The organism is Kitasatospora sp. NPDC048545, assembly GCF_040651155.1.
Taxonomy (GTDB): domain Bacteria; phylum Actinomycetota; class Actinomycetes; order Streptomycetales; family Streptomycetaceae; genus Kitasatospora.
The window spans coordinates 1-4,491 of the sequence record NZ_JBEZIQ010000133.1; the positions used below are offsets into that span (position 1 = coordinate 1).

The window sequence follows — 4,491 nt, forward strand, 5'->3', positions numbered from 1 at the left end:
CGGCGCAGGGAATCGGCCTGGGCCTTGCCGCGGGCCTCGGCGACGGCCTCGGCCAGATTGGCGAACAGGACGGTCAGCCAGAGCCAGAAGGAGATCACCCAGGCGAAGACGCCGGGGTGGAGCACCGCGCTGATGGTGGTGAGAGCCGAGCCGGTCTCGACCACCAGCATCACCGGGTTGCGTGCCATGACGCGCGGGTGCAGCTTGCGGACGGCGGCGGGCAGCGCCTCCGCCAGCTGGCGGCGGGTGACGAGCCGGCGTCGGCCTCCCGGTGACGTGGGCCGGTGGCTCGGCGGCGGCTCGGGTGCCGGCGCCGGGCTCCGCTCCGGGCGGCGGAACCAGTTCTGCTGGTCGGGGGTGGTGTCCGGGGTGGTGAGAGCCGAACGGCGCATCGTCTCGGGGGACCTTCCGGGCCGCCCGGTCGGGTGGGGCGGCGGTTCGGGGGAGTGACGGTAACGCCGGAGAGCGAAGCACCGGATCTTCACGCGCCATGCGGGTCTTGATGACGGCTTGGCGCCCGGGACGGCTTCCCTGACGGCACCCTGACGTCCTGTCGGACGCCTGTTCGTCAGAGAGTGCGTGCCGGGCCGGCCCAGTACAGCACCTCCTGTCGCACGGGTCGGAAGCCCGCGGCTTCGGCGAGGGTCCGGCTGGCGTGGTTGCTCTGCGGCGCCGACCAGATCGGGGTGAGGCCTCGGGCGTGGGCGGCGGTCGTGGCGGCACGGACGCAGGCGAGTGCGAGGTCGAGGCGCCGGAACGCCGGGTCCGTCGCCACTGCGATGTCCAGGTGGTTCCGTCCGGCGAGGTAGCCACAGGCGAGCGAGGCCAGGTACGGCCCGAGGAACGCGCCCCAGGCGAAGCCGCTCGACGCGAGTGCGTGATGACCGCCCCAGGTCTCGGCGGCCCAGTGCGGGAGGCCGGGGCGGTTCGCGGAGGAGGAACGGCGGGCGAACCGTTCGAGGTGCGCCTCATCGATGGCGTGAAGTGGGCGGACCCAGGCGGCGGTGTTGCGGGAGACCGGCCGAGGCCGCTCCGAGTGGACGTGCAGTACGCGGATCCACGGCGTGATGTGGCTGAACGTGCGTCCCAGCAGGGGGAGGAAGCGGTCCGGAGCGTGGAACTGCCCTCGTCCGAAGCGGGCAAGGACGTCCGGGTCCAGATGTTCGGGATCTCCGATCAGCAGCCGTTCCGGCCCGCAGTGCACCAGTAGTGCCCGGACGGTGTCGGGGTCGTCCGCCCACCAGCCGCCGTGGGCACTCCGCGCGACGTGGGCGGGCAGGACGCTCGCGCCCGGCTGCTCGGGGGTGAACCAGTCATGGGAGGGCAGAACGGTGACGGACATCCGTCCAGTACGGCAGACCGGGGTGGGTCGATGTCGGCTCGTTGACGAAAGCCTGGCAGCGACGGGGGTTCTTGCTGACGGAACCTTGGCGTGTGCCGAAAGCCCGGCCCGGTGCCAGGGGCACCGCATCAACAAGACGTCGAGAGCCCGTCAGGGCTTCGTCAGGGAGGATGAACGAGCTTGCCCCCGGCATCGGGGGTGGCTTTGATGGGGGACATGCACCGCTCGACACGCCACCACGACCGCCCGCCGCATAGTCGGCCGCGGATCGTCGCTGTCGCGGTCGCCATCGCCGTCCGGTAGGACCGAGCTCCTTCCCGCTCGTCACCGGCCGCGTGCACGGGCCCGGTGCCGTTACGTCGTGCCCGTGCCGATCACCGCCGTCCGTCCCCTGCCCCGCCCGGCTCCGCGGGCAGGGGCGGATGAGCGCTCTCATCGCATCACGTCCTCTTCGCACCGGCGGCCCGTCGGCGTGCGGCTTCGTGCCGCATTGCCGTCGGACCCCGCCGGTGCCTTTCCACCCTTGGATGGGTCATGTCCGACGCTGTTCTGTCCGCCCGTACCGCGCTGGTCACCGGTGCCTCCTCCGGGATCGGCTGGGAGACCGCCCGGCTGCTCGCCGGGCACGGTGCGACCGTGCTGGTGCACGCCCGCACCACCGCCGAGGCCGAGGCGGCCGTCGGGCGGCTGGTCGCCGCGGGTGCCCGTCGGGACCAACTCGTCGAGCTGACTGCGGACTTCACCAGGCTGTCCGAGGTCGCGGTGCTCGCCGGCACGGTCGTGAAGCACTACCCGGCCCTCGACCTGCTGGTGAACAACGCCGCCGCGATGGCGCCCGAGCGCTGCACCCTCACCGACGACGGCAACGAGGTCTCGCTGCAGGTCAACTTCCTCGCCGCGCACCTGCTGGCGAAGCTGCTGCGCGCCCCGCTGTCGGCGGCCGGCGACGCCCGGATCGTCAACGTGTCGTCGTCCCTGCACCGGACCGCCTCGATGAACTGGTCCGACCCGCACCGGGTGAAGAAGTACTCGCGGGTCGCCGCGTACGCACAGTCGCAGCTCGCCCTCACCATGGCGACGGCCGACATGGCCCCGACCGGCTCCGGCATCACCGCCGTCAGCGTCAACCCCGGCCTGTGCGACACCGCGCTGCTGCCGCTGTACGGGCGGGGCGGCGCGCCGGCGGCGGAGGGCGCGGCGGCCGTGGTGCGGCTCTGCCTGCCGGAGACGGTCGTCGCCCACGGCGCCTACTTCGACGGCGGCGTCATCGCGCCGACCGCGCCGGCCGCCCAGGAGGAGCGCTCGCTGAAGCGCCTGGCCAAGCTCGCCGACCAGTTGGTCGGCCAGGCTTCCTAATGTCGTTGTCAAGCAGCCTCGGTGACCGGCGGTGCGACCAGGTAGCACCGCCGGTCACGGATGAGGGCCCATAGGACGTTGACGCGTCGGCGGGTCAGGGCGAGCACGGCCTGGACGTGCTTCTTCCCCTCGGCGCGGTTGCGGTCGTAGAACTTCCGCGAGTTGGGATCGCATCGGACGCTGACCAGCGCGGAGGTGTAGAACACCCGCTGGAGCCGGCGGTGGTAGGTGACCGGCCGGTGGAGGTTGCCGCTGACCTTGCCGGAGTCCCTCGGCGCGGGCGCGACACCGGCGAGGGCCGCCAGGGCGTCCGGGGAGTCGAAGCCTTCCAGGCTGCCACCGACGGCGGCGAGGAACTCGGCGCCGAGGATCGCCCCGATGCCGGGGACACTCTCGACTATGTCAGCGAGTTCGTGCTCGCGAAACCGGCCCTCGATGAGCTTGTCGATCTCGGTGATGTGCTCGTTGAGGGTCATCACCTCCTCGGCCAGGGTGTGGACCAGCCTGGCGATGGTCTTCTCCCCGGGAACGGAGGTGTACTGCCGCTCGGCGGCCTCAACTGCCTTTTCGGCAAGAGATCTTGCGTTTCTTACCTTGCGGTTGGCCAGCCATTTGGCCAGCCGGGCGACGCCGGCGCGGCGGATGGCCGCAGGGGTCTGGTAACCGGTCAGGAGCTTGAGCGGTCCGACGTTGGTCAGCTCCAGGGAGCGTTCCAGGGCCGGGAACATGCTCAGCAGGGTGCCGCGCAGGCGGTTGACGGCGCGGGTGCGGTCCTCGACCAGGTCGGCCCTGCGGCCGGTCAGCAGCCGCAGTTCGATGGCGGCCTCGTCGCCGGGGCGGATCGGACGCAGATCGCGACGCATCCTGGCCTGGTCGGCGATCACGTAGGCGTCGCGGGCGTCGGTCTTGCCCTCGCCGCGGTAGCCGTCGGCGGCCCGGTTCACCAGGCGGCCGGGGATGTAGAGGACCTCCTGGTCGTGGGCGAGGAGCAGGCTCAGCAGCAGCGCGGGCTCGCCGCCGGTCATGTCGATCGCCCATGTCACCTCGTCGCCGTCGGCCAGGGCGAGGACGTCACCGATCAGCTTCAGCAATCTGTTCGTACCACAGACGACCTCGCCGGCATTGCTCTACACAGCGACCTTCTCGCACTTCCTAATCGGCGGCCGAGTCGTCGTGGGGCGCCGGGCGGCGAAGCCTGGCAAGCCACGAACGGCAGCCGCCTGATAGCCACACCCAGCACCCCTGGGTGACCCAACCTTACGAATGGCCCGATCAACCCGGCTCAGAAGGTAGAGCCGCCTGAACCGTCCGTCACCCACTCACCGAGAGGAACACGATGTCCAAGCGCGCCCGCAAGAAGAAGGCCCGGCGGAAGAAGAAGGCGAACCACGGCCGCAAGCCCGGGCGGTAGCCGGCAACCCGATGAACCCACCCGGTGCCGCGTGCCACCGGCACCGGGTGCACCACTTCGGCCCCTGAGGCCCGCCGTCCGGCTGTGACGGGCGTCGCCTCAGGGGCCGAATCGTTGTGGGGGGTCAAGATCGCATCAAGGGTGGGGCCGCCGACATCAAGGGTGTGTAGGAACCGGCGGGCGGTGTTCCGGGGCGCTTCACGATCGTGACCGTCACGATCGAGGAGCCACGCATGCCAGAGAGCACCAGCCCGGCCGTTACGGCCGAACCCCAGCCGCCGGACGCCGGTGCGGGCGAGGAGCGGCACCGGTTGAGCGTCCCGGGCGGGTTGGCGGCGCTCTCGCTGGACGCGATGGCCTCGGTGGCGTACGGGCCGGAGTC

Annotated in this window: 3 protein-coding genes and 1 pseudogene; 1 reads left to right on the forward strand and 3 read right to left on the reverse strand. The window is 71.4% G+C overall.

Annotation, left to right across the window (positions count from 1 at the left end):
* Both AB0D10_RS45760 and AB0D10_RS45765 read right to left on the reverse strand, forming a co-directional pair.
* Positions 1-392, reverse strand: a pseudogene (locus tag AB0D10_RS45760) (hypothetical protein); the annotation flags it as partial.
* Positions 393-568: 176 nt separating this feature from the next.
* Positions 569-1,342, reverse strand: a complete 774-nt coding sequence (locus tag AB0D10_RS45765; protein ID WP_360268892.1) for a GNAT family N-acetyltransferase — start codon at positions 1,340-1,342, stop codon at positions 569-571.
* Between the two features lie 534 nt (positions 1,343-1,876).
* Here AB0D10_RS45765 and AB0D10_RS45770 point away from each other — a divergent pair.
* On the forward strand, positions 1,877-2,698 hold the full coding sequence (locus AB0D10_RS45770; RefSeq protein WP_360268895.1) for an SDR family NAD(P)-dependent oxidoreductase: 822 nt from the start codon (positions 1,877-1,879) through the stop codon (positions 2,696-2,698).
* Between the two features lie 8 nt (positions 2,699-2,706).
* On the opposite strand, the gene AB0D10_RS45775 is transcribed toward AB0D10_RS45770, so the two are convergent.
* A complete protein-coding gene (locus tag AB0D10_RS45775) occupies positions 2,707-3,789 on the reverse strand; it encodes an IS110 family transposase (protein ID WP_360268898.1) in 1,083 nt (360 codons plus the stop codon).
* Positions 3,790-4,491 lie beyond the last annotated feature (702 nt).